This is a genomic window from Streptomyces sp. SID1328, from assembly GCF_009865595.1.
In the GTDB taxonomy this organism is placed as follows: domain Bacteria; phylum Actinomycetota; class Actinomycetes; order Streptomycetales; family Streptomycetaceae; genus Streptomyces; species Streptomyces griseoluteus.
Genome location: NZ_WWKH01001006.1, coordinates 1 through 2,441, shown reverse-complemented (window position 1 = coordinate 2,441; position 2,441 = coordinate 1). Strand labels below are relative to the sequence as shown.

Annotated in this window: 1 protein-coding gene and 2 pseudogenes; 2 read left to right on the top strand and 1 reads right to left on the bottom strand. The window is 75.2% G+C overall.

The annotated features are described in order from the left end of the window. Positions 1-565, bottom strand: a pseudogene (locus GT030_RS32390) (MFS transporter); the annotation flags it as partial. 85 nt (positions 566-650) lie between these two features. On the opposite strand from GT030_RS32390, the gene GT030_RS32385 reads away from it, so the two are divergent. Both GT030_RS32385 and GT030_RS36925 read left to right on the top strand, forming a co-directional pair. Next, complete coding sequence (locus GT030_RS32385; protein ID WP_161204136.1) at positions 651-1,616, top strand: LysR family transcriptional regulator; 966 nt, start codon at positions 651-653, stop codon at positions 1,614-1,616. 361 nt (positions 1,617-1,977) lie between these two features. After that, positions 1,978-2,441 (top strand): annotated as a pseudogene (locus GT030_RS36925) (hypothetical protein); the annotation flags it as partial.

Here is a 2,441-nt window from a genome sequence, read left to right as displayed (position 1 = left end):
TTCCGGCCGCCAGCAGCGCGGCCCCGGCGAGGGTGCCCGCCTCGGGGAAGAAGGTGCCGGTCAGGAAGGACGCCAGAGCCGGGCCCAGCATGAAGCACAGCTCGTCGGCGGCCTGCTCGAAGGAATTCGCGGTGTGCCGGGCGTCCGGGTCGTCCCGCAGCAGATGGGCCCAGCGGGCGCGGGACAGCCCGCCGACGTTGGGCGTGGCCGCCCAGGAGGCGTACGCGGCGAAGAGCGTCCAGTCGGGGGCGTCGTACCGCACGCACAACAGCAGGGCCAGGGCGCCGAGCACCGCCACCAGGGTCGCGGGCCGGGCGACCCGGGCCTGTCCGTAACGGTCGACCAGCCGGGCCAGCCAGGGGCCCGCGAGCCCGCTCGCCACCAGCCCGGTCGCGCTCACCGCACCGGCCAGGGCGTACGAGCCGCGCGCACCGGCGATCATCACCACCGCGCTCACCCCGGCCATGCCCACCGGGAGGCGGGCGAGCAGGTTGCCGGCGGTGAAGGCGAGGGCGCCGGGGCGGGCGAAGAGACGGCGGTAGGCGGGTGCGCTCTGCGTGGACATGCCGCTCACGCTCTCCCGTGCGGCGGACGCCGGTCCAACACCTGTTCCGCCCCGATTCACGCGCCCGCGTTGTAAGTTCGCCGCCATGCCTCCCGCGATCGAACCCCGGCTGCTGCGCGCCTTCGTGGCCGTGGCCGAGGAACTGCACTTCACCCGCGCCGCCGCCCGGCTCTACGTCGCCCAGCAGGCGCTCAGCCGGGACGTACGGCGGCTCGAACGGGAGCTGGGTGCCGAGCTGTTCGTCCGTACCACCCGGCAGGTGACGCTCACCGCGGACGGCGAGCGGCTGCTGCCGCACGCCCGGCGGGTGCTCGCCGCCCAGGACGACCTCCTCGCCGCCTTCGGCACCGCCCGCCCGCTGCTGGTCGACGTCAACTCCGAAGGCCCCCTCACCGCCCACCGGGTGCTGCTCCGGGCCCGTGAGCTGGCCGCCGGGTGCGAGCTGTTGGCCCGCTACGAGCGCGGGCTCACCGGAGCGGCGGCCGCCCTGCTCGCCGGTCGGCTGGACGTCTCCTTCGGCCGCTACGCCGGTCTCGACCCGGCGCTGCGCTCCGGCCTCGCCCAACAGCCCGTGCGCTACGAGCAGATGGCGGTCCTGCTGCCCGAGGACCACCCGCTGGCCGAGCTGCCCGAGGTGCCGCTCGGGGCGCTCGCCGGGGAGACGGTGTACGCCGGCGCGGGCAACCCCGGTACGCGGGAGTGGACCGAGCTGGCGCGTCAGCTCTTCGAGGGACGCGGCATCCGGCTCGCGCCACCCCATCCGGTGGTTCTCGGCGCCGAGGAGTTCTCCCGGGTGATGGCGGCGAGCCGGATGCCGGTGCTCGCGGTGGTGGATTTTCCGGCCATGTCAGGCGCGGCGCTTCGGCCGCTGGTCGATCCGGTTCCGCTTTCGCCCGTCTCGCTGGTGTGGCGGAAGGGGCTGGTCCATCCCGCGCTGGACGCGCTGAAGGCGGCGGCGGCCGAGCTGGCGCGCACCGAAAGGTGGCTTTCGCCGCCCGGTGACCGATGGATTCCGGCCACCGATTTCGAGGTGATGAGCCGCCCGTTCTGACACTCCGAGCACACGCGAACTCACCTTGCGCTACATTCGGGGGCCCGAGCACTGGGGTAGAGGGGGGCGCTCGGACCGGGTGGGGGCCTGGTCCGGCCGGCGCGTGCTCGGGGTCGCCGGCGCTCCCCGGAACAGTCCCGTGGGGGGATGCGCGCACATGGAACAGTGGCGGCAAGAACGCCGACCGGAATGGCCCGACGTGGCCTCAGCGGCACGAGACATGCAGGTGACAGGGGGGTCGACCCAGGCTTTTCCGGAAACCGGAACCGTCGCGGAAGCCGACCTGGCGCCACCGCGCGGGGACCGGCCGGGCGGTGGACGCGCCGCGTTCCCGCGCGTCGTACGCCCGTCCGACGCACGCATGTTCGCCGCGACGGAGATCCTCCGGGGCGGCCCGGCCGCCCTCGCCGCGGCTGACGCGACTGCCCTGCTCCCGCGCTCCGGCACCCCGGACGCGGCGGCCGAGTTCCGCCCCTCCGGCGACCGGTCCGGCACCGAGCGGACGGCGCTGCTGCCCACCCGGTCCGCCGCGGGGGCCCACGATCCGCACGAGGTGACCGTCCAGCTCGACTCCGTCCCGGCCGAGGGCCCGGAGTCCGCCGACGTCTCGGACCGCCCGGTGTTCGTGGACGAGTCCGGCCGCCGCAGCCGTACCTTCCGCCGTCTCGGCCTGCTGGTCGCCGGGCTCTGCGCGGGGTACGCCGTCGTCATCGGCGTCACCCTGCTCTCCGGCAGCTCCGACGCGCCCTGGCTGCCGGTGCCGCAGAAGGAGGACAAGCCCGCGAGCCGCGTCGACTCCTCACCCGTGCCCAGCGCCTCGGCCCC